Origin of the sequence: Synechococcus sp. 1G10 (assembly GCF_002252625.1) — a bacterium.
GTDB lineage: Bacteria > Cyanobacteriota > Cyanobacteriia > PCC-6307 > Cyanobiaceae > Regnicoccus_A.
On sequence record NZ_NQKW01000007.1, the window covers coordinates 147,326 to 171,739 of the forward strand.

A 24,414-nucleotide genomic window follows, 5' to 3' on the forward strand; every position below is an offset into this window, starting at 1 on the left:
TTATCTCATGCAGCAAATCACAGCAATCGTACGGCCCTCCAAGGTGGACGCCGTCAAAGAAGCTCTTGTGGCCATCGATGTGGTTGGCCTCACGCTCACGGAGGTGCGGGGCTTCGGCCGGCAGAAAGGCCAGGTGGAGCGCTACCGCGGCAACGAGTTCACGGTCGATTTCCTGCCCAAGGTGCGGCTCTCCACCGTGGTTTCCGACGACAAGGTGGAAACCGCCATCGCCGCCATCAGTGAAGCGGCCCACACCGGAGTGATCGGTGACGGCAAGATCTTCGTCACTCCGGTGAGCATCGTTGTGCGGATCCGCACCGGCGAACGCGGCGAGGCAGCTCTCTGAGCCAGGCCCCCACCGGAACGGGGGCTTTTCCATAGAGTTGCTCTCAACCGAGGCCTGCTGCCATGGATACCCGTGCCTTCAAGCGCTCGCTTCACCACTCCGAGCGCTACAACCGCCGGGGCTTCGGCCTCGGCGAGGAGGTGGCAGGGAGTCTCGAGCAGGCCTATCAGAGCGATCTGATCGCCGGCCTGCGGGACAATGGCCACGAGCTGCGGCATGGCCGTCTCACTGTGCGGCTGGCCGAGGCCTTCGGCTTCTGCTGGGGTGTGGAGCGTGCCGTGGCCATGGCCTATGAAACACGCCGCCATTACCCCACTGAGCGGATCTGGATCACTAACGAGATCATCCACAACCCGTCAGTGAACGCCCATCTGCGCGACATGAACGTCCTGTTCATACGCGTCGAGGAAGGGGTCAAGGACTTTTCCGAGGTGGGGATCGGTGATGTGGTGATCCTGCCCGCCTTTGGCGCCACCGTGCAGGAGATGCAACTCCTGAACGAACGCGGCTGTCACATCGTCGACACCACCTGCCCATGGGTCTCGAAGGTGTGGAACACCGTGGAGAAGCACAAGAAGCACGCCTTCAGCTCGATCATCCACGGCAAGGTGAAGCACGAGGAAACCCTCGCCACCAGCTCCTTCGCCGGCACCTATCTGGTGGTGCTGGATCTGGCCGAGGCCCAGATGGTCTGCGACTACATCCTCGGCAAGGGCGACCGGGAGGCCTTCATCACCCATTTCGCCAAGGCGTCCTCCCCGGGATTCGATCCCGACCTGGATCTGGTGCGCGTCGGTGTGGCCAATCAGACGACGATGCTCAAGAGTGAAACCGAGGAAATCGGGCGCATGTTCGAGCGCACCATGCTGCAGCGCTACGGCCCGGCTGAGCTCAACGACCACTTCCTGGCCTTCAACACCATCTGCGACGCCACCCAGGAGCGGCAGGACGCCATGTTCTCCCTGGTGGATGAACCGCTCGATCTGATGGTCGTCATCGGCGGGTACAACTCCTCGAACACCACTCACCTGCAGGAGATCGCCGTCAGCCGCGGCATCCGCTCCTTCCACATCGACACACCCGAGCGGATCGGGCCTGGCAACCGCATCGAGCACATGCCGCTTGGGGGCGATCTGGAGGTGGTGGCGCCCTTCCTGCCGGAGGGTCCCCTGCGCGTGGGCATCACCTCCGGCGCCTCGACTCCTGACCGGGTGGTGGAGGACGTGATCCGCCACCTCATGGAGCTTTGCGGCAACTGAGGGCGAACATCGGGAGCGGCTGAGCAGAGCCCCTTCCAACCCTCAGCTCCCATGGCTGTCACAACCGCCCCAGCCGCCCAAGCAAGCCGCAGTTAAATTGGTCCATCGTCTCCCGCCTTCACGGGGTACTTGCCCGGGCCTTGAGGAGATCAAACAGTTTTGAGCACCGCCCTGTCCCGCGACGCCTCGCCAACCGTGGCCTTTGCCCAGGATCCGGAGTCTGCCCAGTGCCCGCCGTCCGAAGCCCTGCCCCTGCGCCATAGCGACGATCTTCGAGTTCACCGGTACAGCAGCAGCTTCGCCGATGTCATGGAGATGCGGGCGCCGTCCCAGTCCGTGGGCACCTATCTCGACCACCACGATGGCTGGTTCCGGCGTTGCGCGGCCCCGATGACGGTGCAACCGCTCGGGCCCAACGGCTATGCCCTGACCCTGGGGCGCTTCGGCAATTTCGGCTTCGAGGTGGAACCCACGATCGGCCTGGAGCTCCTGCCCCAGAGCGAAGGCATCTATCGCATTGTCACGGCGGCCTTGAGCGACCCCGACCCCAGCCTGCAGGAGATCTACGACGTCGAGTTCAACGCCGCCCTGCAGCTGGAGGAGGGCTCAGAGGCCGGCACCGGCGTCCTCACCCAGGTGCGCTGGGAACTCGACCTTTGTGTGTGGATCAGGCTGCCAGCGGTGATCGGCCTGCTTCCCGACAAGCTGGTCCAATCCAGCGGCGATCACCTGCTGCGTCAGATCGTGCGTCAGATCTCGCGCAAGCTCACCTGGAAGGTCCAGGAAGACTTTCACGCCACCCACGAACTGGAATGCCCGCCCCGGCGCCGAGCCCCCTTCTGACAACCTTCTGAGCAGGTCCTCAGCGGTCGGTCCAGATCTTGTTGACGATCTGCATGCCGGTGACCGCCTGCCAGAGGAAAAGGGTCATCAGGGTCATGTTCAGACCGACGTGAGCCTTACGGGCAACCAGATTGCCCTTGAGGATCAGCGGCGAGAGGGAGGCCGCCACGGCGATCAGGCAGACCATGCCGATGCCCACCAGCAGGTGAGGACTCACGAACAGCTTGCCGTTGTTGAGGTAGGTGACGGCCATGCCGCCGAAGCTGCCGAGCACCGTCACCGCCAGCACGATCGAGCCGATCTGGAAGTGGCGCTGACCGAACTTGCCCTTGATCAGCTCCTTGCGCTGCTCCGCATCGGCGGTGCGGGTCTTCTTGGCCTTGATGCCCAGGAACAGGGCATAGACGGAGAGGGCCAGCAACGCCCACATCAGCAACGGGTGCAAAAAATTCAGATTGAAAGCGAGAGCATCAGGCATGGTCACGGGGTGAAGCCGTTGGCAGCGAAACTACTGCTTCACATTCTCCCCGTGCCGTTCGGCGCCCGAGGCTGGCCCGTTCAGTGCAGGAAGTGCCGGCGACCGGTGCAGATCATCGCCAGATCGAGCTGGTCACAAGCCTGGATCGACTCCCCGTCACGCATGCTGCCGCCCGGCTGGATCACCGCGGTGATCCCGTGCTCCGCCGCCAGCCGCACGGTGTCAGCGAAGGGAAAGAAACCATCACTGGCGAGCACCGCACCCTGGCTGGCATCTCCAGCCGACTCCAGAGCGAGCCGTGCGGAGCCGACCCGGTTCATCTGGCCGGCACCGATCCCCAGGCTGACCCCGCCCCTGGCCACCACGATCGCGTTGGAGCGCACATGGCGCACCAGACGCCAGGCGAAACGCAGGTCGTCGAGTTCGGCGGGGCTGGGCGGCCGCTTGCTGACAACCTGCCAATCGGCTTCGCTGACCGGCTGGTCATCGAGGTCCTGGGACAGAAGACCGCCGAGCACGGTGCGCAGCTGGCGCCGCGGCGCCAGCGCCACTGCCGCCGCCGGCAGCTCCAGCAGGCGCAGGTTGGTCTTGGCCCCCAACCGCGCGAGGGCCTCCTCGCTGTAACCAGGCGCCACAACGCATTCCAGGAACAGGCTGGTGAGCCGCTCGGCACTGGCCCCATCGACCTCTGTGTTGAGGGCGACGATGCCTCCGAAGGCCGAGACCGAATCCGCCGCCAGGGCCCGCCGCAGGGCCTCAGAGGCGCTGCTGCCCTCAGCCGCACCGCAGGGGTTGGTGTGCTTCACCACAACAGCCGCGGGCCTGACGTCGGCGCCGTAGCCGAACTCCCTCACGGTGGCCAGGGCGGCATCGAGGTCGAGCAGGTTGTTGAAGCTGAGCTCCTTGCCCTGCAGTTGCCGGGCCCCGCCCCAGCCCGCCCCGGGCTCGCTGTACCAACCGGCCTGCTGGTGGGGGTTCTCGCCGTAGCGCAGGGGCTGGCGCAAGGGCAGCTCCAGCCGCAGAGGGAGCTCCTGCTCCGCCGCCGCAGGCTCCAGTTTCTCCGCCAGCCAGCCGCTGATGGCGCTGTCGTAACTGGCGGTGTGACGGAAGGCCTCAAGGGCGAGCTGGCGGCGCAGGGAGGCATCAAGACGCCCCTCGTCCAGGGCCGAAAGGAAGTCGCCGTACTGGCCGGGGTCAGTGAGCACCGCCACGTCAGCATGGTTCTTGGCGGCGGCACGCACCATGGCCGGGCCACCGATGTCGATCGTTTCCACCGCCGTCTCCCAGGAGACGGCAGGGTCGGCCACCGTTTCGCGGAAGGGATAGAGGTTCACCACCACCACATCGATGGGTGTGATCGCCTGGGACTCCAGCTCAGCTCGGTGGGCTGGGTCCTCCCGGCGGGCCAGGATGCCGCCGTGTATTCGCGGATGCAGGGTCTTGACCCGGCCGCCGAGAATTTCCGGTGACCCGGTGTGGTCGGCCACCCGTGTCACCGGCAGGCCGGCGGCAGCCAGGGTGGACGCGGTGCCGCCACTGGAGAGCAGGCTGTAGCCATGGCGTTGGTGCAGGGCCGTGGCGAGTTCCACCAAACCCTGCTTATCCGACACACTCAGCAGCGCGGTGGGGGCCATGGACGGTCGTGACGGCGTGCTGGCCACAACTTACGCAGCAGCAGCACCCCAACAGCACCAACCGCGCAGCACCATGGCCCCAGCTCCGGCCCTGACGCCGGCACCCCCACCCGAGTGCGCCAGCACCCCAGTGCCATGACGGATGACCTTCTGATCCGCGGACCCGCCGCCGCCGAGCAACGGCTGGTGCTGCTGCATGGCTGGGGCGCCGATGCCGACGACCTGCTGGATCTGGGGGAAGAACTCGCCAGCCGCGACACGGGGGTGATCAGCCTGCGCGCGCCCGAACCCCACCCCTACGGAGTCGGGCGCCAGTGGTATGACCTGCAGCAGCCGGAGTGGCCAGGCCTGGCAGAGGCCCGGCTGCTGTTGCGTCAGCGGCTGGAGGACCTGGCGGAAAGCCTCCCCCTGGAGCAGACCATTGTTCTCGGCTTCTCCCAGGGGGCTGCCATGGCCCTGGATGTGGCTGGCGAACTGCCGGTGGCCGGGGTGATCGGCTGCAGTGGCTATCCCCACCCCGGCTGGAGCCCCCAATCCCCCTTACCGCCGATCCTGCTCACCCACGGCCGGGCGGACCCGGTGGTGCCCTATGGCGCCAGCGAAGAGCTGCAGCGTCTCTGGCGAAGCGCCGGCGGTGAGAGTGAGTTACTGGGCTTCCAAGGAGGCCACAGCATTGACCCGGCCCTGTTCCCAGCTCTGCGCTCCTTCCTGCAAAGACACTGGCCCCAGCCACGCCCATAAACAAACCCCTGTGGATCCATGGATCCACAGGGGTTGATCGGGCGGTGCCCCAGTAGCAGACCTCAGACGAAGGCGTATTCGTACTCTTCCATCTCTTCCCAGTCGTCGGAGCCAGTGGACTCAAGGCCGGCGAAGAGGTTGTCCTCACCGACCTGATCGACGATCAGGCGCAGGGAGGGGAACAGAAAGTGGTTCTCCTCGGCGTACTGGGCGCTGAACAGGCCCTTCTCACCCCAGAAGAAACGATCGGTGGTGTGCTCGTTGCGGCGGACGTTGAGCAGTGCGGGCGCTTCAAGGCCGGTTTCGGCGATGTAGCGGCGGGCAGCGGTGACCGGCTTGTGCTCTCCGGTCTCAAGGTTGTGGGTGGGCACGTGGGCGAGCACGCGCTGACCGGCGAGACGACGGCGACTGATCCGCTTGCGCTTCTTGGACATGAAACAACTCCCTAGGGGGAGATGGAGAGGGACGGAGAGGATGGGGCGGTCTCGCAGGACGAGACAAACCTGCTGAGCGCTCCCTGGGGAAGCGCAGGCACGTCCAGACATCTGGCTACCGGGAGCGGAATTCCTGGGGCGGCTGCTGGCAGCTGCTCAGGGAATCGCCAGACAGGAAGCAACTCGGAGGCATCCCAGGGAATGCCTCCGAACAGCGGAGGGACGGGTCTCTCTCTGCTGTAGCCTCGTTTGCAGAAAAGTGCAACCGATGCGTTCGCCCCTGCACCTGGAGGTCCGCTCGCGGACCGCGAAGTAGTGGTCGATACGTAAATCTTAAGGCAAAATCCCAGATTTCAACCACGGTTCCCGGAACTTTTTTTTGCAGGCTTTCCCGGCCAGGCCACGATGCAGGTGTCGCCGCGTTTCCTGACCTTGCTGCGCTTGCAGCTCGAGCAGTTCTCCGACCGCAGCGACATCCGCTCTCTGGTGGTCTATCTGGCCATTCCCCGCGCTGACGGCAAGCCGGCCCTGATGCCGGCAGGCCACTGGCCTCCACAACGCATGGCCCTTCCCCCCGTAGAGGAAGACGAGAGCCTGCTGCTGCCCAGTGAGCAGCGCCGCTGGCTGCCCCTGCGCCACCAGAGCACCCTGCTGGGCGCCCTGCGGGTGGAACTGGCTGGGAGTGCCTGGCCGGCCAACCTCCATCCACGGCTGCAGGCGGCGGCCCAGGTCCTCACCGAGGCCCTGCTGCTGGATCTGGAGCACCAACGGCTGAGCGAGCAGCTGGAGCGGCAGCAGCAGCAGTTGCGCCTGCTGGTGCACCAGATGCGCAACCCCCTGGCCGCCCTGCGCACCTTTGCCCAGCTGCTCAAACGACGCCTCGAGGGCGATCCCGAGAACCGCGCCCTGGTGGAGAACCTGCTGGTGGAAGGGCAGCAGCTTCACCGCTACATCGAAGCGATCGACGGGCTCACGGATCCAGCGGCGCTCCAGGCCGGCCCCCAGAGTTCAGGCCCCCTGCTGCTGCCGCCGTCCCTCCAGAGCGGCAACGCCGCACCCCTGCAGGAGCGGATCGAGCCCCTGCTGCAGCGCGCAGCCGCCACCGCAGCCCTGCAGGGCCGCCCCTGGCAGGGCCCCAGCTCGTTGCCGGACTGGCGCGGCGACAGCTCCGCCGTGGCCGAAATTCTGGCCAACCTGCTGGAGAACGCCTTCCGCTACAGCCCCGAAGGCACCAGCGTGGGACTGCACACCGCCATGACATCTGGCGGAAGCCCCAGGCTCACGGTCTGGGATGGCGGAGGGGCGATCTCACCGGACGAGCGGGAGGCGATCTTCGGACGGGGGATCCGGGGGGAGCGGGGCCAGGCCCTTCCTGGCACGGGACTGGGGCTGGCCCTGGCCAGGGATCTGGCCCGCAGCATGGGCGGCGAACTGAGTCTGCTCTGCCCCCCCAACCTTGCTGCCAGTGATCTCCCCGACGCCGGCAACGCCTTCCTGCTGGAGCTCCCTCCCAGCGCCAGCGCCTAGCCCGCCCCAGCGAGGAGGGCAGCCAGGGCCAGCAGCAGCAGGGTCAGGCTCTCCACCCATTCCACGCAGGCGCCGTAGCTGTCACCGCTGTGACCCCCCAGGCGGCGGCCCAGCCCCAGCGGCACCAGCCACGCCGGCAGCAGGCCCAGCAAGCCCTGCCAGGGCCAACCCATCGACGCCGCAACCAGGGTGAGCGGCACCAGCAACACCAGCGCTGGCCTGAGCTCCCGGCCGAGGCCGAGCCAGTGCCGCTGATGAAACGCGGCCGTGCCGGCGGGCCGCAGGTAGGGGAAGAGGTGCATGGCAAACAACGGGGCGATGCGGCCCCACACCCCGGCCCAGACCAGGCCGAGAGCCACCAGGGGACCGAGGTTCAACTCCGCCAGGGTGAGCAGCGCGGCCGCCCGCAGCAACAGCACCTGAACCAGGCCAAGCACCCCACTGGCCCCGACCCGGCTGTCGTCCATCGCCTCCAGGGCCCGGTCGCCGGCCGCCAGGCCATCGGCCGTGTCCATCACCCCATCGGCGTGGATGCCGCCCGTCAGCCAGAGGCCAAAGGCCAGAACCAGAGCTACGCGGGCCCCTCCCGGGAGCCAGGGTTCCGCCAGGCACCAGAGCAGGCCCTGCAGCAGGCCCTGCAGTAGACCGATCCACGGGGCGAAGCGGGCAATCCGCTCAAAGCGTGGCTGCAGCCGTGGCCAGGCGGGCAGCACCGTGTAAAAGATCCAGGCCCCGGCCAGATCGCGTAGCCAGGGAGGCGCCGCCAGGGGCCTCATCGCCCACTCCAGGGCGAACGAACTAAGTTCAACGCCGAACCGTTCCAGCCGCCGTGACCCGCTCCGCCGCAGCGGCCGACCCCTTCCGGTTCGAGATCACGGCCCAGTGCCCCTGTACCCAGGCCCGCTGCGGCGTCTTTCACACGCCCCACGGCCAGGTTGAAACGCCACGCTTCATGCCGGTGGGCACCCTGGGCACCGTGAAGGGGGTGACCCCGGCCCAGCTGGCGGCCACCGGCGCCCAGATGGTTCTCGCCAACACGTATCACCTGCACCTCCAGCCCGGTGAGGGGATCGTGGCCGAAGCAGGCGGGCTGCACCGCTTCATGGGCTGGGATGGGCCCCTGCTCACCGATTCGGGTGGGTTCCAGGTGTTCAGCCTCGGCAACATAAATCTGATAAGTGACGAGGGAGTGGTGTTCCGCTCGCCCCGAGACGGCGCCCGCATCAGCCTCACACCGGAGCGTTCGATGCAGATCCAGATGGCGCTCGGGGCCGATGTGGCCATGGCCTTCGATCAATGTCCGCCCTATCCCGCCAGCGAAAATGACGTGGGCGAGGCCTGCCGCCGCACCCACGCCTGGCTGGAGCGTTGCATCGCCACCCATGACCGCAGCGACCAGGCGCTGTTCGGCATTGTCCAGGGGGGCACCTTCCCCCATCTGCGCGAGCAGGCGGCACGGACGGTGAGTGCCATGGGCCTGCCCGGTATCGCCATCGGCGGCGTGAGCGTGGGCGAACCGGTGGAGGCCATGCACCGGATCGTGCGCCAGGTGGCGCCGCTGCTGCCCAGCGATCGTCCCCGCTATCTGATGGGTGTGGGCAGCCTGCGGGAGATGGCGATCGCCGTGGCCCAGGGCATCGACCTGTTCGACTGCGTGCTGCCCACCCGCCTGGGCCGCCACGGCACCGCCCTGGTGGAGGGCGAACGCTGGAATCTGCGCAACGCCCGTTTCCGCCACGACCACACCCCGCTCGATGCCAGCTGCGCCTGCCCGGCCTGCACCGTTCACAGCCGGGCTTATCTGCATCACCTGTTCCGCAGCAACGAACTGCTCGGCCGGATCCTGCTCAGCCTGCACAACCTCACCCAGCTGATTCGCTTCAGCACAGCCATGGCGACGGCGATCCGCGAGGGCTGCTTTGCAGAGGATTTCACTCCCTGGGAGCCCGGCTCCGGGGCCGCTCACACGTGGTAGCGTCCAGCCCATATCACGTTTTCGCCGTTCAGGGATGGTCTTCTCCGCGCTGATCTCCGCCACCACCCTGGCCGAACTTCCCGAGGCCTATCAGGCCTTCGGCCCACTGGTCGACATCCTGCCGATCATCCCCCTTTTCTTCCTGCTGCTGGCTTTCGTCTGGCAGGCCTCCGTCGGCTTCCGCTGAGCCATCGCACCGGGCAGGCACACCAACCACACCTCCTGGGCAGCGCCTCAACCGCCCCGCAGCACAGCCCAGGCAAAAGCCGGCAGCGCCAGCATCCGCCGCCAACGGCTCGGTTCCTGGATCAACCGGTACAACCATTCGATCTGCAGGGCTCCCATCCAGGCGGGGGCCCTTTTTTTGGTCCCGGCCCAGACATCGAAACTGCCGCCCACCCCCATCCAGAGGCCCTTCTGGCCCTGATGCAGCCGCTGGATCCAGGTTTCCTGGCGAGGGACCCCCAGCGCCACCAGCACCAGATCCGGCTGGCTGGCTATCAACGTGGCTTCCAGCCCCGGCCAGGCCGCATCGGCTTGATAGCCGTGTACCGCGGCGATCAGATCGAGGTCCGGCAGCCGCAGCAGCAGGCGCTCCCGCAGGCGCTCCATCACCGTGGGCGATGCCCCCACCAGGGCCACCCGCCATCCCCGCTCGGCAGCCTCCACCAGCAGCCGATCGGCCAGCTCGATGCCCGGGCTACGTCTCACCCGGTGCCCCTGCCGCCCCAGGGCCCAGACCACCCCCGCCCCATCGGGGATGACCAGCTCGGCGGCTCGAATCACATCCCCCAGGGCAGGATCCTCAAGCGCTGCCATCGTCATCTCGGCGTTGAGGGTGACGATCTGACCGCCGCCGCGGCCATGCAGCCTCAGCGCGGCATCAGCCACATCTGCGCAGACATCGACCGGCAGTCCCAGCACCTTCGAGCGCAGGCCCCCGGGAACCTGAGTTTCCGTCACCATCACGGCCAGGTCCCTTCGGATCACAGGGGAGAATTTAGGGAGAGTACCCATCTGCAGGGCAGATCCCTCCATCAACCTCGCAACCAGGCCGACCATGACGAGCGAGTGGACCCGCGATGGGGGCCTGGAGCCGCCCCTGCAGGAGCAGCTGGGCGCCCGCCAGCTCAGCGACGAAGACGCCCACGAGCTGCTTCGCCACCTCGACAGCCAGATCGAGCGGGTGGTGCTGGCCCGTCAGCATCCGATCAGTGGACTGCTGCCGGCGAGCACCGCCAACACCGTGCACGGCAACTACGGCGATGCCTGGGTGCGGGATTGCGTCTACTCGATTCAGTGCGTCTGGGGGCTGGCCCAGGCCCACCGCCGCCTGAAGGGACCCTGCATCCGCAGCCATGAGCTGAACCAGCGGGTGCTGCAACTGATGCGCGGCCTGCTCAGCGCCATGATGCGCCAAGCACCGAAGGTGGAGCGCTTCAAGCGCAGCCTCGACCGGCTCGACGCCATCCATGCCAAGTTCGACACCGGCACGGGCAACCCGGTGGTGCCCGACGACGGCTGGGGGCATCTGCAGCTCGACGCCACGGCCCTCTATCTGCTGCAACTGGCCCAGCTGACCCGGGCCGGGCTGGTGGTGGTGCAGAGCAGCCATGAGCGGGATTTCCTGCAGAACCTGGTGTATTACGTGGCCCGGGCCTACCGGATCGCCGACTACGGCATCTGGGAGAGGGGCGACAAGGGCAACCACGGCGAACCGGAGCGCAACGCCAGCTCGATCGGTCTGGTCAAGGCGGCCCTGGAGGCCCTGGAGGGCCTCGATCTCTACGGCCCCCATGGCGACGGCAGCTTCTGCCTGCACATCCCCCATCCGGCGATTGTGCGGCTGCGGCGTGCCCTGCAGGCCCTGCTGCCGCGGGAGTCGGCCAGCAAGGAGGTGGACAGCGCCTGCCTCTCCGTGATCGGCTACCCCGCCTGGGCGGTGGAGGACCCGGAGCTGGTGGAGCGCACGCGCAGCAAGATCCGCCGTGATCTCGGCGGCGCCTACGGCTACAAGCGCTTTCGCCGCGACGGCCACCAGACCCTGGTGGAGGACCACGAACGGCTCCACTACGAACCGGAGGAACTGGCCCAGTTCGAGGGCATCGAGTGCGAGTGGCCCCTGTTCTTCGCCTATGAGCTGGTCACGGCCTGCTGCGAGGAGCGCTGGAGCGAGGCCTGGCACTGGCGGCGACGCCTCGAGGCGGTGAGTGTGGAAGTCGATGGCGTGCCCGAACTGCCCGAGCTCTACCTGGTGCCTGCCGAAGCGATTGAGGCGGAACGACACCATCCCGGGACCCAGGAACGGATCGCCAATGAGAACGTGCCTCTGCTCTGGACCCAGAGCCTCACCTGGCTGGGGGACCTGCTGCTCAACGGTCTGTTGAGTCCGGAGGACATCGATCCCAGCCACCGCCGCCTGCCGGCCCCCCTCGGCGCTGAGCGGGTGCTGGTGGCCCTGGTGCCTGAGAACGACACCATTGCCGCGGCGCTGGAGCAAGCCGGCCTGCCGGTGACGCGCCCTCAGGGTTCGGTGCGGGTGGCCAGCTCCAGGGAACTGGGCCGACGCATGGCCTCGGTGGGGGCGAACGCCAGGCTTGGCCTCAGTGGCTATCCGCCGGTGCGCATGGAAACCATGGCGACGGCCCTGCTGTATCGCAGCCCCGCTGGAAGTGGCCAGAACGGCAGCTGCGACGAGATGATGGCCTTCCTGCCCTCGGTGCTGGAGGAGGGCACCTTCTATCTGGCGGACGACCCGGAGCAGCTGGTTGACACCGTGACCAGTGAGCTTCGGTTGCTCCAGCGGCAGTGGCGCGGCGATGGACTGCCCCTGCTGTTGATCCCCCTGGCGGCCAGTCCCTTCCAGCGTGATCCCGCCACCTTGATCCGCATGGGTGAAGCCCTGCGCAGCGGTCTGGTGGAAGGCGTACCGGTGCAGCTCGATCGTCTCGAAGGACTGATCGATCAGGTCTGCTGGGAGGAGCTGCCGCCACCCCAGGAGCAGCCCCTGGCGAGGCGCAGCCAGCCGGCCGCCCCAGTGCTGCGCCACAGCACCAGCCAGAAGCCGCTCACGATCCAGCAGGAACAGGAACTGGAGGACATCGCCATCCCCGGACTGGCGGATCTGCTCTGGCGCAGCACCTCCCTGCCCGAGCAGGCGGAAGTGCTGGAGCAACTGGTGCAGCGGCTGGGGCGCAGCGCGATCCTGCAGGGCCCATCCAGCGCCGGACCGCTGAAGCTGCAGGCGCTGGTGGAGGAGATCTACCGCCGGGGCCTGGCCGAGGGTGACTGGAACGTGGTGCGACGCTGCGCCGGACTGATGCAGCTGGTGCATCCCCAGCTGGAGGATGCCCTCACCGACATCCTGGTGCGTCAGAAGCAGGTGGTGGTCGGCCGCAACTACACCCACGAGTCGCTGATCAGCCAGCCCCAGGGGAGCGCCATGATCGGGGCCATGATCCGCCGCTTCAGCGGTGAAGACGGCCGTGAGTGGATGCTGCAGCAGGAGCTGCTGCTGGCCCTCGACGGGCTGGCCCGCTCCGAGCAGGCACTGCTCAGCGGCAGCCTGACGATCCAGCTGGGGCAGCTGCTGCTCCTGCTCACCGGCGAGCTGGCGGCCGAGCTGGATCTCACCGCCGACGACGCCTTCGAAGCACTCTGCGATTTGCCGCCCCACGCCATCCGACGGCGCCTGCGCACGGTGCTGGCGGATGTGGACCATGCCCGCGAGGCCCTGCGCCGCAAGGAGCAGCTCCACCTGAGCGGGCGGGTGCGCTGGGAGGTGCCCGATCCCCTCGACGACCTGCCCCTGGGCAGCGGCTGTGGCTGGATGCAGCACCGCCAGCGCCTGGGGGCCTTGCAAAGGGTCCCGCGCGACTTCTACGCCGGCATCTGGGATCTGCTCCACCATTGCCGCGGGCTGGTGATCGGCGACAAGCTGGAGCGACGCAACCGCCTTGAGAGCGAGCCCCTGCTCTCGGAGAAGACCCCGGGTGAGCGCAACTTCGCGGCCCTGGTGGACCACCTGCTGAGCAAGATCGAAGCTCCTGAATACCGCCAGCTCTGCACCGAGACCCTGCTCTCGCTGGTGGTGTTCGTTGGCGCCAACCCCCAGGTGCGCTTCGACGACTACCTGGCCCTCGACGTGGTGATCGGCCACGCGGTGCGGGTGGGCTGGCAACAGACCCACCCGGAGCTGGGCGGAGAGGATTACGCCAAGCAGAAGTCAGCGGCCTGGGATCTTTTTTACACCTCCTCACCGGCCCGTTGCCGCCGCTGGCAGATCCTGGCCCTGCGCGATCTCACCGAAATCGAGACTGGGGATAGGGACGGGGAGACGGACGCTCAGATGGGTGCGTCGAGGGCCATGCAGAGCGAGGGCTGATCCACCGCCAGCTCGATCAGGTTGGCCAGCATCAGGGCCCTGGAGGCCTGCTGGCCATCGACGGCTGGCACCTCGCGGCCGCGCAGGCAGAGCAGGAAGTGTTCCAGCTCGGCATAGAGCGGCTCGATCGAGGTGGTGCTCACCTCCTCGATGAAGCCATCATTGCGATAAAGCAATTCGCCGTGGTCGGCAGAGACCCACTCGTGGGCGCGGCGGTGGATGTGCAGCCGGCGATTGAGGAAATCGGTTTCCACCAGGCTGGCGCGGCAATGGGCGCTGAGGCTGCGGATCTTGCGGTGGGCCATTTTGCTGGCCGTGAGGCTCGCCACCACCCCATTGCTGAAACCGAGGGTGGCATTGACGTAATCGATCGGGCCGTCGGAACTGCGCCCGCCCGCCGCCGCCAGCCGCACCACCTGGGAGCCAGCAAGCTCAAGCACGAGGTCGATGTCGTGGATCATGAGATCGAGCACCACCGACACATCGTTGGCTCGGTCGGCATGGGGGCTGTGACGGCGTGCCTCCAGCACCACCACTTCCTCGTTCGCCACCACCTTGAGCAGTTCGCGAAAGGCGGGGTTGAAGCGTTCGATATGGCCCACCTGAAGCTGGCGCCCCGCCAGTTCCGCAGCCTGAATCAATTCGCTGGCCTCCTCCTGGCTGGCGGCGATCGGCTTCTCGATCAGCACATGCAAGCCGGCCTGGAGGCAGGCCATGCCCACCCGGTGGTGAAGCAGGGTGGGAACGGCGATGCAGACCGCCTCGACCTCGGGGAGCAGGTCGTCGAAGTTCTCGAACCAACGGCAGCCGAACTGCTCAACAGCCAGCTGACCGCGACGTTGATCGGGATCGGCCACCCCCACCAGCTCTGCGTCCCGCAGCAGGCTCAGGACCCTGGCGTGGTGCCATCCCATGTTGCCGATGCCGATGACCCCCACCTTGACCGGGGTGATGGGATCGCTGCTCATCGCCGCACCAGCACACCCGCCAACGTGATCTCCAGCCGCTCCAGTGCAGGCATTATCAATGATCATCAGCTCCGTCGGCACCAGAGCTGGTGAGGAGTCGTCTCAATCGGTGCCGCGACGGGTGATCTGAACCCGCTCGATGCGGGGGCCGTCCATGGCGCTGATCTCGAACTGGTGCCCCTTCCAGCGCAGGCTCTCGCCGGGGGTCGGGATGTGCTGCAGCCGCTCCAGCATGAAGCCCGCCAGGGTGTGGTGGCCGTCGGCCTCCGGCAGGGAGAGGTTGAGCTGGCGGTTGAGCTCGAAGATCTCCAGATCACCGGCCACCAGCCAGGTGTCGTCCTGCAGCCGCTGCAGGTTCTGGCGGATGGTGATCAGATCGTCCTCATCGCCGACGATCTCGCTGGTGAGGTCGGCCACGGTGACCAGGCCCTCGGTGCCGCCATGTTCATCCACCACCACCAGCAGGGGCTGGCCGCTGCGGATCAGCGGCAGAAGCACCGCCAGCGACACCGTTTCCTGCACCCGCGCCACCGGGGTGATGTAGGGAGCCAGGGGCGTGTCGCCCTGCAGGAGGCCCTTGGCAATCGGTTCGGCCAGGCGGCGCAGGTCCAGCACACCGCGCACGTCATCAAGCGACTGACCGATGACGGGGAAACGGGCGTGGGCGGTGGCGTGCACAACCTCCATCAGCTCGGCGAAGGTCACCTCCAGGGGCAGGGTGACCATGCCGGAACGGGGCACCATCACCTCACGCACCTGGGTGTCCCGCAGCGAGAACACTCCTTCGAGGATGCTGCGCTCATCCGGAAGCAGACCGGTGACGCTGTTGGATTCGATCAGGGTTTCCAGCTCGCCGGCGGAGAGGGCGGGCACCAGCTCATCCCAGTTGCGGGGCAGCCCAAGCAGGCGCAGCAGGCCATTAGCGAAACGCTCCACCAGAATCACCAGGGGCCAGAGGGTGCGGATCACCCACTCCAGCAAGGGTGCGAGCTGCAGGGCCGAGCTCTCCGGCCGGTGCATCACCCAGGCCTTGGGAGCCACGCCACCGATCACCGTGGCCAGGCCCACCAGGGCCAGAAACACCAGCACATCGACCCAGAGGCGCTCGGCACCAGGATCGAGCCGCACCGCCAGACCACGGCCACCCCAGCCGAGGGCCACCATGGCCAGGGCCGCCCCCAGCTGGGTGGCGACCAGCACCCGGCGCAGGCGCTGCTGCAACCGCTCTGCCGAGAGGGCGCCGCCGTGACCGTCGGCGGCGAGCACCTTGACCCGGCTGGGCCGCAGGTGAATCAGGGCGAACTCGCTTGCGGCGAAAAAGGCCAACAGCGCCAGCAGGGCCAGCAGCACAACGAGCAGGCGCATGGGAAGAAAAGCAGCGAGCGGGTAGGGATTCACTCCACGGTGACGCTCTTGGCCAGATTGCGAGGCTGATCCACATCAAGGCCGCGGTGGGCGGCGATGTGATAGCTCAGCAACTGCATCGGAATCACCGTCAACAGGGGGCTGAGCAGCTCATCCACCTCAGGCACCGGCAACAACACATCAAAGATCTCCGTGTCGGGGCCGCGTGGGGCCACGCCGATCAGCCGGGCATCGCGCGCCTTCGCCTCCTGGGCGTTGGAGAGCACCTTGTCGAAAACAGTGCCGGGCACCGCGATCGACACCACCGGCACCCGCGCGTCGAGCAGGGCGATGGGGCCGTGCTTCATCTCACCGGCCGGATAGCCCTCGGCATGGATGTAACTGATCTCCTTGAGCTTCAGGGCCCCTTCGAGGGCGATCGGGAAGTTGATGCCACGGCCCAGAAAGATCACATCCTGGGTGTCGGCGAACTGGTGGGCCAGCTCGGCGCAGAGCAGATCCTGCTCTTCCAGCAGGGTCTGCAGCTGGGCGGGCAGGGCCCGCAGCCCGGCCACCAGCTCGAGCAGCCGGGCCGGGGAGCGGCTGGAGCGACGCTCGGCGAATGAGAGGGCGAGGCCGTAAAAGGCGAGCAGCTGACCGAGGAAGGTCTTGGTGGCGGCCACGCCCACCTCGATGCCGGCGCCGATATCGAGCAGGTGGGGCACCAGCCGGCCCAGGGAGCTCTCCGGCCGGTTGGTGATGCCCAGCAGCCTGGGAGCGAAAGCCGGATCAGCGATCAGCTCCCGGCGTTTCTGCTCCATCTGCAGCGCCGCCAGGGTGTCGGCGGTCTCACCCGACTGGGTCACGCCGATGGTGAGCGTATGGGGCGCCAGCGGCGGTGGCGCGTAGCGGAATTCACTGGCGTAGTGCACCGCAGTGGGCAGTCCCGCGAGCTGCTCCAGCAGATAGGCCCCCACCTGGGCCGCATGGCGACTGGTGCCGCAGGCCAGGATCTGGATCCGCTCCACCCCGTCGAAGAGCTGATCCTGAAGCGGCAGGGCCACCAGCGACGGGGTGCCTGGCACCCCCGGCGACTCGGTGGGCAGATGGCGGGCCACCCAGAGCGCCGCCGTCTCGGGCTGCTCGTGGATCTCCTTATGCATGAAGTGGCGGAAGCTGCGCTTGTCCGCCACGTGCTCGGTGCCCTGCAGCAGGCTGGGGGCACGCTGCACCCGCTCGGTCGCCGGCCCGTAGAGCTCGATGCCCAGCGGGGTGAGCAGGGCCGTTTCGCCGTCTTCGAGGGGAAGGATGGTGCGGGTGAAGCCCGCCAGGGCGGGAGTGTCACTGGCGCAGAGGAATTCCCCCTCCCCCAGACCGATCACCAGCGGCGCCTGGCGGCGGGCCACCACCACCGCTCCGGGCGCATCGGCCCAGACCACCGCCAGGGCATAGGCCCCGTGCAGCTGGGGCAGCACCTGCTGCACCGCCTGGAGCAGCAGCTGGGGCGAAGCCTGGCTGCCCGAGCCCTGAAGCTCCCCGAGCTTCAGGGCCACCAGGTGAGGGATCACTTCGGTGTCGGTGTCGGAGCGGAAGTGAACTCCTTCCGCCTGCAACGACTCCCTGAGCAGCCGGTGGTTCTCGATGATGCCATTCTGAACCACGGCAAGACTGCCGCTGCCATCGAGATGGGGGTGGGCGTTGCGCTCCTCCGGCTTGCCATGGGTGGCCCAGCGGGTATGGCCGATGCCGCAATGACCCAGGGCCCCCTGGGCCTCATAGCGGCCCGTGAGGTTGACGAGCTTGCCCTCGGCCCGCAGCAGGGTGAGCCGCCCGGACAGATTGCCACTGCCGGGCTCCGGCGCCTGGACGGTGGCGATGCCCGCGGAGTCGTAGCCGCGGTATTCGAGCTGGCGCAGACCCTCCAGCAGCAGGGGAGCCGCCTCACGGGAGCCGATGACCGCAACGATGCCGCACATGGCTGAGGGGCCGGACTTCGGCTGTTTCTAAAGGATCACCGCCCGCGCGCCTAGCCCGCCGGCATTGCGGCGGAAGGAGTGAGCGATGCCGGCGGCCATGAAAAAGCCCGGACAAGCCGGGCGGACGTGCTCAGAGCGAGTGCAGGCCTCAGTAGGCCAGGCCCATGCTCCGGCTGGTTTCATCCCCGAGATAGACGCGGATGCTCAGGAAATCAGTGGGGCAGGCGGTTTCACAGCGCTTGCAACCCACGCAGTCTTCGGTGCGAGGCGATGAGGCGATCTGGCCAGCTTTGCAGCCGTCCCAGGGAACCATCTCGAGAACGTCGAGAGGGCAGGCACGGACGCACTGGGTGCAGCCGATGCAGGTGTCGTAGATCTTGACTGAATGGGACATGCCCGGCCAGAGAGCGAACGGCGTCCGGTCAAAGTACTCAAACCGTCTGGAAGCCCACCGTCAGTGGCCTCAGGCCGTCACCCTTTTTCATACGGACCAGGGAGCCGTTCAGGGCGACCCGTAGGATGCGGCCTCCCTCACACCGGCCATGTCACAGGAAGCGATCTTCGAGAAAGTCCGTTCGATCGTTGCCGAGCAGCTCAGCGTCGATGCCGCTGAAGTCAAGCCGGAGTCGAATTTCCAGAATGATCTGGGCGCGGACTCGCTCGACACGGTGGAACTGGTCATGGCCCTGGAAGAGGCCTTCGACATTGAGATCCCTGACGAGTCGGCGGAAGGCATCACCACCGTCGGTGACGCCGTCAAGTACATCCTGGACAAGCAGGCCTGAGGGTGTCGATGGTGGAGGGTCTCCGCCGTGTCGTGGTCACGGGCCTCGGCGCGGTCACACCGATCGGCAACGACGTCTCCCATTACTGGGATGGGTTGCGGCTCGGCTCTAACGGGGTGGCACCGATCACTCTGTTCGATGCCTCACGGCATGCCTGCCGATTCGCGGCCGAGGTGAAGAACTTCGATCCCAGCGCTGTGCTGGATCGTAAGGAGACCAAGCGCTGGGACCGTTTCTGTCAGTTCGGTGTCGTGGCCTCCAAGCAGGCGGTTGACCAGGCGCAACTCCTGATCGACGAGAGCACGCAGCACCGCATCGGTGTGGCGATCGGCTCCGGTGTGGGCGGATTGCTGATGATGGAAAGCCAGGCCCATGTGCTCGCCGACCGGGGACCGGACCGGGTCAGCCCGTTCTGCGTGCCGATGATGATTCCGAACATGGCGGCCGGGCTGACCGCCATCGCGCTCGGGGCCAAGGGTCCCAGCAGTGCTGTATCCACGGCCTGCGCCGCTGGATCCAATGCCATCGGCGATGCCTTCCGCCTGATCCAGCTGGGCCTTGCCGACGCCATGGTGTGCGGCGGAGCTGAATCGGCAATCACTCCCCTGGGGGTGGCGGGCTTCGCCAGTGCCAAGGCTCTCTCCTTCCGCAACGACGATCCCGCCACCGCCAGCCGCCCCTTCGACGCCGAACGCAACGGCTTCGTGATCGGTGAGGGCTCAGGAATCCTGGTGCTCGAAAGCCTGGAGAATGCCCGCGCCCGCGGGGTCGAGATCCTGGCCGAGGTGGTTGGCTACGGCATGACTTGTGACGCTCACCACATCACCTCCCCCACTCCAGGGGGCCTCGGTGGCGCCGAAGCGATGCGGCTGGCCATGGCCGACGCACGGCTGGAGCCCGAGCAGGTCGACTACGTCAATGCCCACGGCACCAGCACCCAGGCCAACGACAGCAACGAGACCGCGGCGATCAAGGCAGCCCTGGGCGAGCACGCATACCGGATTCCCGTCAGTTCGACCAAGTCGATGACCGGTCACCTGCTCGGCGGCAGCGGTGGGATCGAGGCCGTGGCCGCCGTCCTGGCGATAGGCCACAACCTCGTACCACCTACCATCAATTACCAAAATCCGGATCCGGCCTGTGATCTGGATGTCGTGCCCAATCAGGCGCGGGAACAGAAACTGAACGTCGTTCTCTCGAATTCGTTCGGGTTTGGCGGTCACAACGTCTGCCTCGCTTTCCGTCGGATGCGCTGAAGAGCTGGCACTGCCAGCTCTGGGCCGCCCGGAACGCCTCACTCCCCCACTCCTCCCCCCAACCATGGTCGCCGCCCCCACAGTGGACACCCTGTCCGTCGACAACCTCTGCGTCAACAGCATTCGCTTCCTGGCGATCGACGCGATCAACAAGTCCAACTCCGGGCACCCCGGCCTGCCGATGGGCGCGGCACCGATGGCCTATGCCCTGTGGGATAAGCACCTGCGCCACAATCCGGCCAACCCGAAGTGGTTCAACCGCGACCGCTTCGTGCTCTCGGCCGGCCACGGCTGCATGCTGCTGTATGCGCTGCTGCACCTGAGTGGTTACGACAGCGTTTCGCTCGAAGACATCAAGCAGTTCCGCCAGTGGGGCTCCAAGACTCCCGGCCACCCAGAAACCTTCGAAACCCCCGGGGTTGAGGTCACCACCGGGCCTCTGGGTCAGGGGATCTCCAATGCAGTTGGGCTGGCGATCGCCGAGGCCCATCTGGCCGCGAAATTCAACCGCCCGGGAACCACCCTCGTCGATCACCACACCTACGTGATCATGGGCGACGGTTGCCACCAGGAGGGTATCTCCGGTGAAGCCGCCTCCCTGGCCGGTCACCTCGGCCTGGGCAAGCTGATTGCCCTCTACGACGACAACCACATCACGATCGACGGCAGCACCAAGGTGTCCTTCACCGAGGATGTGCTCAAGCGCTACGAGGCCTACGGCTGGCACGTGCAGCACGTGGCCGAAGGCAACACCAACATCGAGGCGATCAGCCTCGCGATCGCAGCGGCCAAGGCGGTCACCGACAAGCCCAGCCTGATCAAGGTCACCACCACCATCGGCTACGGCTCCCCCAACAAGGCCGACACCGCCGGGGTGCACGGCGCAGCCCTGGGAGCTGAGGAAGCCGATCTCACCCGCAAGTCGCTGGGGTGGAGCCATGGCCCGTTCGAGGTGCCTGAGGAGGCCTATGAGCAGTGGCGCAAGGCCCGCGAACGCGGCGCAGTACTGGAAGCCGAGTGGGACAACACCCTGGCGGCCTACCGCAGCCAGCACCCCGCCGAAGCCGCTGAATTCGAGCGCATGCTGCGCGGCGAACTGCCCCAGAGCTGGGACGCCAAGCTCCCCCGCTTCACCCCCGACGACAAGGGACTGGCCACCCGCCAGTATTCATACAACGTTCTCAATGCGATCGGTCCCGATCTGCCCGAGCTGATCGGCGGCTCCGCCGACCTCACCCACTCCAACCTCACCGACATCAAGGGGGAGCAGAGTTTCCAGAAGGGCAGCGAAGCCAACCGCTACCTGCATTTCGGTGTGCGCGAGCACGCCATGGCGGCGATTCTCAACGGCATCGCTTACCACGACAGCGGCCTGATTCCCTACGGAGGCACCTTCCTGGTGTTTGCCGGCTACATGGTGGGCGCCATGCGCCTCTCGGCCCTGAGTGAGCTGGGCGTGATCTACGTGCTCACCCACGATTCGATCGGCCTCGGCGAAGACGGACCTACCCACCAGCCGGTCGAGACCCTTGCTTCGCTGCGCTCGATCCCCAACCTGCTGGTGATCCGCCCAGGCGACGGCAACGAAACCAGTGGCGCCTACCAGGTGGCCGTGACCAACCGCAAGCGGCCCACGGTGCTGGCCCTCAGCCGCCAGGCGATGGTGAACCAGCCCAACTCGGCTCCCGAGCATGTGGCCAAGGGCGGTTACATCCTTGAAGACAGCAACGGCAGCCCCGAGCTGATCCTGATCGGCTCCGGCACCGAACTGGATCTCTGCGTCAAAGCAGCCAAGGAGTTGCGCGGCGAGGGCCACAACGTGCGTGTGGTCTCCATGCCCTGCGTGGAGCTGTTCGAGGAGCAGGACGCCGGCTACCGCGAGTCGGTGCTGCCCTCCGCGGTGCGCAAACGCCTGTTGGTGGAAGCCTCCGGCTCCTTCGGCTGGCACAAGTACGTCGGCCTAGACGGTGACACCGTTTCGATCGACCGCTTCGGCGCCTCCGCTCCTGGGCCGGTCTGCCTGGAGCAGTTCGGCTTCACCGTGGAGAACGTGGTCGCCAAGGCCAAGGCGCTCTGAGCAACTCCCCCTCCACAAGCCAGGGTTCAGGGCCAATGGACACCCCGGAACGCCTGTCGATCGTTCTGCCGACTTACAACGAACGGCAGAACGTCGCCAGGATCCTGGAGGAACTGCTGCCACTGAAGCAACGCTTCGATCTTGAAGTGCTCTTCGTGGACGACGACTCGGCTGACGGCACAGCGGATCTGGTCAAACAGCTGGCCCATGGCCAGGCCGGTGTGCGCCTGATCCGCCGGGTGGGGCGCGCCGGCCTGGCCAGCGCCATCAAGGAGGGCATTCTCGATGCCACCGGCGATGTGATCGTGGTCATGGACTGCGACGGCCAGCACGAGCCGGCTGCGGTGGAAGCCGCTGTTGAGGCTCTGGTGAGCAGCGGCAGCGATCTGGTGGTGGGCAGCCGCTTCCACACCGAGGCGGCCATTCATGGCCTGAGTGAGAAGCGGACCCGCAACTCCACCTGGGCCAACACCATTGCCCGCTTCAGCCTTCCCGGCTACAGCCGGCTCACGGATTACATGAGCGGCTTCTTTGCCCTGCGGCCCGAGGCCGCCCTGCGCTATGTGCGTCGGGTGGATGTGAATGGATTCAAGTTTCTCTACGAACTGCTCTCGATCAGCCGCGGTTCACTGCGGGTGAGTGAAATTCCCCTGCGCTTCCAGGCCCGGGTGGCTGGTGATTCCAAGCTTGACCTGGCGATCGTCTGGGATCTGGGAGTGTCAATTCTGCACACCCTGCTGCTGCGCTCGATTCCCCGCCGAGCCATCAGCTTCGCCCTGGTGGGCCTGAGCGGAATAGCGGTTCAGATGCTGGTGGTGCAGGCGCTGATGGGCGGCGCAGGGCTGGTCTTCAGGCAAGCACTGCCGATTGCGGTGGTGGTGGCTGCCAGCTCCAATTACCTGATCAACAACGCACTGACCTTCCGCTTCCAACGCCAACAGGGAACAGCGCTGCTGAAGGGCCTGCTCAAGTTCCTGCTGGTGGCCTCCCTGCCGGTGCTGGCCAATGTGGGCGTGGCCTCAACGTTTTACAACCTGGTGTCCCGCAACACCTTCTGGGCTCAACTGGCCGGCATTCTGGTGGTGTTCGTGTGGAACTACGCGGCGTCATCGCGCTTCGTGTGGAACACGCCGTAGCAGGGCTCGGCAGAGCTTGCTGGTCCAGATCGGGCTGAGCAAGTCTTTTGGACGGAGCTGATCGGTTCAGCGGGTTGGGGTGCTGACAACAGTCGTGGCTTGTTGTCGCAGGGAGCTCACCACGCCACTGCGCTTGAGTTCGCTGATCGCCAGATCAATCCGTTGAGCAGTGCCCTCAGGCAATCCAGGGGCAAAGACAAACGCCTGGGATTCAGGCCGAATGCCCTGCAGGGCCAGGCTGGGCAGGAAGCCTTTCAACGGAGAATTGATCAACAGTTAGCTCAGCTGCAGGTTGTCGCCCAGCAACGCATCGACTCGCCTGGAGACCAGAAGATCAACCCCCGAACGAATGCTGGTAACGGGCAGGATCGATACCTTCGGGCCCGTGTTGGCGGCGTTGAGTTCCTGCAGCAACGCTTCGCTCACCGTGCCGCTGCGCACTCCCACCCGCAGACCGCGCAGATCTGACTCAGAACGGATCCCTCCGCTGGCCGTGCCCTGCACCTCCTGTGCCACATTCACGGTGAGATAGCCAACCAGCAGGGAGGCTGAGACGATCCTCACCATGTAAGGCCGCCAGCACGATGCTGTTCCCCCGGGTGGTGACAACGAGCGTATTGCTGCCAGGTCCGGTCGCCAGCACCTGGAACACTTTGCTGAAGCGGCGAACGCGCCCTTGACTGAGGGTCTGGGGCTGCTGGGGGTAGCGCTCCACGTTCCAGGTCAGCAGCGCCAGAAGCGCGATCGCCAGCAGGTAGCCCCCCAGCAGCTGCAGCAGAGCGGGCGTCAGCAGCGCTGCCAGGAATGAGCGACCTAGATCAAGCCGACTCTGCACCACCATCACCGCCAGCCCATCCTCCTGGAAGGGAAGACTGAAGCGGTAACGCTCCAGCCGATCAGGCGACACGTTGAGGCAGCCCACCGCCAGATCCAGCCTGCCGTCGCGGGTGCCCTCCAACATCTCCTGGACCGTGGGCATCTCCGTGACCACGTAAGCAAGACGCTCGCGCGTGGCAATCCGGTTCCATAGATCGATTGCCAGCCCCCGCCAGGCACCAGCGTCCCGGTAGCTGCACGGAGGCGCCCCATCCACCACTCCCACCCGCAACACTGGCGCCAACGCTCCGGCAGAAACGGGCAACCCCCCCCAGGGCTGATTCAAAGTGTGTCACAGGCGCTCTGGCCTGAGCTGCCAGCATGGGGTTGGCTCGGTGGTATCGCCTCCTCCTTGTGCTCGACACCGCTTCTGCC

General features: G+C 66.6%; 24 protein-coding genes. 12 read left to right on the forward strand and 12 right to left on the reverse strand.

Annotated features, from left to right (window positions below):
• Positions 1–7: 7 nt before the first annotated feature.
• From CJZ82_RS08500 to CJZ82_RS08510, 3 genes are all read left to right on the forward strand, one after another.
• A complete protein-coding gene (locus CJZ82_RS08500) occupies positions 8–346 on the forward strand; it encodes a P-II family nitrogen regulator (RefSeq protein WP_094555347.1) in 339 nt (112 codons plus the stop codon).
• Positions 347–408: 62 nt separating this feature from the next.
• A complete protein-coding gene (locus CJZ82_RS08505) occupies positions 409–1,605 on the forward strand; it encodes a 4-hydroxy-3-methylbut-2-enyl diphosphate reductase (protein WP_094555348.1) in 1,197 nt (398 codons plus the stop codon).
• 195 nt (positions 1,606–1,800) lie between these two features.
• Entirely contained in the window at positions 1,801–2,448 is a 648-nt protein-coding gene (locus CJZ82_RS08510) for a DUF1997 domain-containing protein (RefSeq protein ID WP_094555379.1), read from the forward strand.
• Between the two features lie 19 nt (positions 2,449–2,467).
• Here the strand turns inward: CJZ82_RS08510 and CJZ82_RS08515 are convergent, their stop codons facing one another.
• Together CJZ82_RS08515 and purH are read right to left on the reverse strand one after the other, a co-directional pair.
• A complete protein-coding gene (locus CJZ82_RS08515; protein WP_094555380.1) occupies positions 2,468–2,926 on the reverse strand; it encodes a DUF4079 domain-containing protein in 459 nt (152 codons plus the stop codon).
• An 80-nt stretch (positions 2,927–3,006) separates the two neighbouring features.
• Positions 3,007–4,560: a bifunctional phosphoribosylaminoimidazolecarboxamide formyltransferase/IMP cyclohydrolase gene (purH, locus tag CJZ82_RS08520; RefSeq protein ID WP_094555349.1), complete on the reverse strand. Its 1,554-nt coding sequence runs from the start codon at positions 4,558–4,560 to the stop codon at positions 3,007–3,009.
• A gap of 135 nt (positions 4,561–4,695) precedes the next feature.
• On the opposite strand from purH, the gene CJZ82_RS08525 reads away from it, so the two are divergent.
• Positions 4,696–5,301, forward strand: coding sequence for an alpha/beta hydrolase (locus CJZ82_RS08525; protein ID WP_094555350.1), 606 nt, complete (start codon positions 4,696–4,698; stop codon positions 5,299–5,301).
• Between the two features lie 62 nt (positions 5,302–5,363).
• On the opposite strand, the gene CJZ82_RS08530 is transcribed toward CJZ82_RS08525, so the two are convergent.
• The gene (locus tag CJZ82_RS08530) at positions 5,364–5,735 is read right to left on the reverse strand and encodes a DUF3155 domain-containing protein (protein WP_094555351.1); all 372 of its coding nucleotides are present in this window, start codon (positions 5,733–5,735) and stop codon (positions 5,364–5,366) included.
• A 432-nt stretch (positions 5,736–6,167) separates the two neighbouring features.
• On the opposite strand from CJZ82_RS08530, the gene CJZ82_RS08535 reads away from it, so the two are divergent.
• Positions 6,168–7,262 carry a sensor histidine kinase gene (locus CJZ82_RS08535; RefSeq protein WP_369820035.1) on the forward strand — a complete coding sequence of 365 codons (1,095 nt, stop codon included), beginning with the start codon at positions 6,168–6,170 and terminating at the stop codon, positions 7,260–7,262.
• Here the strand turns inward: CJZ82_RS08535 and CJZ82_RS08540 are convergent.
• Positions 7,259–8,038 carry an adenosylcobinamide-GDP ribazoletransferase gene (locus CJZ82_RS08540; protein WP_094555352.1) on the reverse strand — a complete coding sequence of 260 codons (780 nt, stop codon included), beginning with the start codon at positions 8,036–8,038 and terminating at the stop codon, positions 7,259–7,261. The two genes, CJZ82_RS08535 and CJZ82_RS08540, sit on opposite strands and share 4 nt — an antisense overlap.
• 53 nt (positions 8,039–8,091) lie before the next feature.
• On the opposite strand from CJZ82_RS08540, the gene tgt reads away from it, so the two are divergent.
• Positions 8,092–9,237 (forward strand): tRNA guanosine(34) transglycosylase Tgt, encoded by a 1,146-nt coding sequence (gene tgt / locus CJZ82_RS08545; RefSeq protein WP_094555353.1) that lies wholly within the window; start codon positions 8,092–8,094, stop codon positions 9,235–9,237.
• Between the two features lie 34 nt (positions 9,238–9,271).
• Positions 9,272–9,424 carry a photosystem II reaction center protein K gene (locus CJZ82_RS08550; protein ID WP_094555354.1) on the forward strand — a complete coding sequence of 51 codons (153 nt, stop codon included), beginning with the start codon at positions 9,272–9,274 and terminating at the stop codon, positions 9,422–9,424.
• A 47-nt stretch (positions 9,425–9,471) separates the two neighbouring features.
• Here CJZ82_RS08550 and CJZ82_RS08555 read toward each other — a convergent pair whose 3' ends face one another.
• The gene (locus CJZ82_RS08555; RefSeq protein ID WP_094555382.1) at positions 9,472–10,203 is read right to left on the reverse strand and encodes a WecB/TagA/CpsF family glycosyltransferase; all 732 of its coding nucleotides are present in this window, start codon (positions 10,201–10,203) and stop codon (positions 9,472–9,474) included.
• Positions 10,204–10,297: 94 nt separating this feature from the next.
• Between CJZ82_RS08555 and CJZ82_RS08560 the strand changes: the two genes are divergently transcribed.
• Entirely contained in the window at positions 10,298–13,621 is a 3,324-nt protein-coding gene (locus tag CJZ82_RS08560; RefSeq protein WP_233130133.1) for a glycoside hydrolase family 15 protein, read from the forward strand.
• Here the strand turns inward: CJZ82_RS08560 and CJZ82_RS08565 are convergent.
• From CJZ82_RS08565 to psaC, 4 genes are all read right to left on the reverse strand, one after another.
• Positions 13,582–14,589, reverse strand: coding sequence for a Gfo/Idh/MocA family protein (locus tag CJZ82_RS08565; protein WP_094555355.1), 1,008 nt, complete (start codon positions 14,587–14,589; stop codon positions 13,582–13,584). The two genes, CJZ82_RS08560 and CJZ82_RS08565, sit on opposite strands and share 40 nt — an antisense overlap.
• A 102-nt stretch (positions 14,590–14,691) precedes the next feature.
• A complete protein-coding gene (locus CJZ82_RS08570) occupies positions 14,692–15,954 on the reverse strand; it encodes a hemolysin family protein (protein WP_094555384.1) in 1,263 nt (420 codons plus the stop codon).
• Between the two features lie 29 nt (positions 15,955–15,983).
• Positions 15,984–17,909, reverse strand: coding sequence for a glutamine--fructose-6-phosphate transaminase (isomerizing) (glmS, locus tag CJZ82_RS08575; protein ID WP_094555356.1), 1,926 nt, complete (start codon positions 17,907–17,909; stop codon positions 15,984–15,986).
• Positions 17,910–18,057: 148 nt separating this feature from the next.
• Positions 18,058–18,303 carry a photosystem I iron-sulfur center protein PsaC gene (gene psaC / locus CJZ82_RS08580; protein WP_006172463.1) on the reverse strand — a complete coding sequence of 82 codons (246 nt, stop codon included), beginning with the start codon at positions 18,301–18,303 and terminating at the stop codon, positions 18,058–18,060.
• A 148-nt stretch (positions 18,304–18,451) separates the two neighbouring features.
• On the opposite strand from psaC, the gene acpP reads away from it, so the two are divergent.
• From acpP to CJZ82_RS08600, 4 genes are all read left to right on the forward strand, one after another.
• Positions 18,452–18,694: an acyl carrier protein gene (acpP, locus tag CJZ82_RS08585; RefSeq protein WP_006172464.1), complete on the forward strand. Its 243-nt coding sequence runs from the start codon at positions 18,452–18,454 to the stop codon at positions 18,692–18,694.
• Between the two features lie 8 nt (positions 18,695–18,702).
• A complete protein-coding gene (gene fabF, locus CJZ82_RS08590) occupies positions 18,703–19,950 on the forward strand; it encodes a beta-ketoacyl-ACP synthase II (protein WP_094555385.1) in 1,248 nt (415 codons plus the stop codon).
• A 64-nt stretch (positions 19,951–20,014) separates the two neighbouring features.
• Positions 20,015–22,027, forward strand: a complete 2,013-nt coding sequence (tkt, locus tag CJZ82_RS08595) for a transketolase (RefSeq protein WP_094555357.1) — start codon at positions 20,015–20,017, stop codon at positions 22,025–22,027.
• A 35-nt stretch (positions 22,028–22,062) separates the two neighbouring features.
• Positions 22,063–23,163: a glycosyltransferase family 2 protein gene (locus CJZ82_RS08600; RefSeq protein ID WP_094555358.1), complete on the forward strand. Its 1,101-nt coding sequence runs from the start codon at positions 22,063–22,065 to the stop codon at positions 23,161–23,163.
• A gap of 66 nt (positions 23,164–23,229) precedes the next feature.
• Here the strand turns inward: CJZ82_RS08600 and CJZ82_RS18915 are convergent, their stop codons facing one another.
• From CJZ82_RS18915 to CJZ82_RS18925, 3 genes are read right to left on the reverse strand one after another with little or no spacing between them, the layout of a single operon-like run.
• Positions 23,230–23,421, reverse strand: coding sequence for a hypothetical protein (locus tag CJZ82_RS18915; RefSeq protein ID WP_233130134.1), 192 nt, complete (start codon positions 23,419–23,421; stop codon positions 23,230–23,232).
• A gap of 18 nt (positions 23,422–23,439) precedes the next feature.
• Positions 23,440–23,610 carry a hypothetical protein gene (locus tag CJZ82_RS18920; protein ID WP_233130135.1) on the reverse strand — a complete coding sequence of 57 codons (171 nt, stop codon included), beginning with the start codon at positions 23,608–23,610 and terminating at the stop codon, positions 23,440–23,442.
• 22 nt (positions 23,611–23,632) lie between these two features.
• Positions 23,633–24,274: a transporter substrate-binding domain-containing protein gene (locus CJZ82_RS18925; protein ID WP_233130141.1), complete on the reverse strand. Its 642-nt coding sequence runs from the start codon at positions 24,272–24,274 to the stop codon at positions 23,633–23,635.
• Positions 24,275–24,414 lie beyond the last annotated feature (140 nt).

Excerpts from the sequence above, each read along its gene's own strand:
- acpP (WP_006172464.1), top strand. The coding sequence starts at position 18,452 with ATGTCACAGGAAGCGATCTTCGAGAAAGTCCGTTCGATCGTTGCCGAG.
- CJZ82_RS08550 (WP_094555354.1), top strand. The coding sequence starts at position 9,272 with ATGGTCTTCTCCGCGCTGATCTCCGCCACCACCCTGGCCGAACTTCCC.
- CJZ82_RS08570 (WP_094555384.1), bottom strand. The coding sequence starts at position 15,954 with ATGCGCCTGCTCGTTGTGCTGCTGGCCCTGCTGGCGCTGTTGGCCTTT.
- CJZ82_RS08530 (WP_094555351.1), bottom strand. The coding sequence starts at position 5,735 with ATGTCCAAGAAGCGCAAGCGGATCAGTCGCCGTCGTCTCGCCGGTCAG.
- purH (WP_094555349.1), bottom strand. The coding sequence starts at position 4,560 with ATGGCCCCCACCGCGCTGCTGAGTGTGTCGGATAAGCAGGGTTTGGTG.
- CJZ82_RS08565 (WP_094555355.1), bottom strand. The coding sequence starts at position 14,589 with ATGAGCAGCGATCCCATCACCCCGGTCAAGGTGGGGGTCATCGGCATC.
- CJZ82_RS08500 (WP_094555347.1), top strand. The coding sequence starts at position 8 with ATGCAGCAAATCACAGCAATCGTACGGCCCTCCAAGGTGGACGCCGTC.
- tkt (WP_094555357.1), top strand. The coding sequence starts at position 20,015 with ATGGTCGCCGCCCCCACAGTGGACACCCTGTCCGTCGACAACCTCTGC.
- CJZ82_RS08540 (WP_094555352.1), bottom strand. The coding sequence starts at position 8,038 with ATGAGGCCCCTGGCGGCGCCTCCCTGGCTACGCGATCTGGCCGGGGCC.
- glmS (WP_094555356.1), bottom strand. The coding sequence starts at position 17,909 with ATGTGCGGCATCGTTGCGGTCATCGGCTCCCGTGAGGCGGCTCCCCTG.
- CJZ82_RS08600 (WP_094555358.1), top strand. The coding sequence starts at position 22,063 with ATGGACACCCCGGAACGCCTGTCGATCGTTCTGCCGACTTACAACGAA.
- psaC (WP_006172463.1), bottom strand. The coding sequence starts at position 18,303 with ATGTCCCATTCAGTCAAGATCTACGACACCTGCATCGGCTGCACCCAG.
- CJZ82_RS08555 (WP_094555382.1), bottom strand. The coding sequence starts at position 10,203 with ATGGTGACGGAAACTCAGGTTCCCGGGGGCCTGCGCTCGAAGGTGCTG.
- CJZ82_RS08505 (WP_094555348.1), top strand. The coding sequence starts at position 409 with ATGGATACCCGTGCCTTCAAGCGCTCGCTTCACCACTCCGAGCGCTAC.
- CJZ82_RS08560 (WP_233130133.1), top strand. The coding sequence starts at position 10,298 with ATGACGAGCGAGTGGACCCGCGATGGGGGCCTGGAGCCGCCCCTGCAG.
- fabF (WP_094555385.1), top strand. The coding sequence starts at position 18,703 with ATGGTGGAGGGTCTCCGCCGTGTCGTGGTCACGGGCCTCGGCGCGGTC.
- CJZ82_RS08525 (WP_094555350.1), top strand. The coding sequence starts at position 4,696 with ATGACGGATGACCTTCTGATCCGCGGACCCGCCGCCGCCGAGCAACGG.
- CJZ82_RS08515 (WP_094555380.1), bottom strand. The coding sequence starts at position 2,926 with ATGCCTGATGCTCTCGCTTTCAATCTGAATTTTTTGCACCCGTTGCTG.